Source organism: Nostoc sp. KVJ20 (genome assembly GCF_001712795.1).
GTDB lineage: Bacteria > Cyanobacteriota > Cyanobacteriia > Cyanobacteriales > Nostocaceae > Nostoc.
The window spans coordinates 1-627 of record NZ_KV757856.1; the positions used below are offsets into that span (position 1 = coordinate 1).

Here is a 627-nt window from a genome sequence, read left to right on the forward strand (position 1 = left end):
CAATTTACTTGCATCTGTTTCTACAAAAATAGCCCCAAAACATTGAGAAATCAACGTTTTATAATTATTCAGCAGACCCTAGTTAATAAACTTCATCATGCGTTCCAATGTCGAGCAGAACAATAGCTTCAGTATTCGTTTCTGCATCCAGTTCAATGGAGAAAACAACACGACAATCATAGCCACAAGAGCAGGACTGAAGACCGTCGAGTTTGCCGCTCAGTTTGTGAGTGCCTAATGCTGGGGCAAATACATCTGCTTCCATTTGTTGAAGAGTGTCTTCAATACGTTACTGGAGTTCAGCATTTCGCTTTACAAACTTATGGAATGCTCGTTTGAACTTTGGAGTCAAAACCAGCAGTCTCATTTCTCTGGTTCGTTTAAAGACTGGCGTAATTCTGCAATAACATCTTGCGCTGACTGATGCAGAAATTTACCTGCATGGAAATCAGTTAGGGTTTGTTGAGCATCTATAACTATTTCTGCACGACTGTTTTCGTGGTGACGATTTTGTAAAATCTTGATCAGCATTTCTTGCTGTTCGGAGGGAAGTTGCAAAGCGTCTTCTAGCACTTGATCGAGAGTACTCATAACAATTTCAAAATGTTATGGCGTTTACCAGTCTAA

2 protein-coding genes are annotated in these 627 nt (G+C 40.0%); both read right to left on the reverse strand.

Features of this window, described 5'->3' with window-relative positions; genetic code table 11:
- Positions 1-82: 82 nt before the first annotated feature.
- Positions 83-265, reverse strand: coding sequence for a type II toxin-antitoxin system RelE/ParE family toxin (locus A4S05_RS44065; RefSeq protein ID WP_256091413.1), 183 nt, complete (start codon positions 263-265; stop codon positions 83-85).
- Positions 266-363: 98 nt separating this feature from the next.
- A complete protein-coding gene (locus tag A4S05_RS38290; RefSeq protein ID WP_069074928.1) occupies positions 364-591 on the reverse strand; it encodes a hypothetical protein in 228 nt (75 codons plus the stop codon).
- Positions 592-627: the final 36 nt, after the last annotated feature.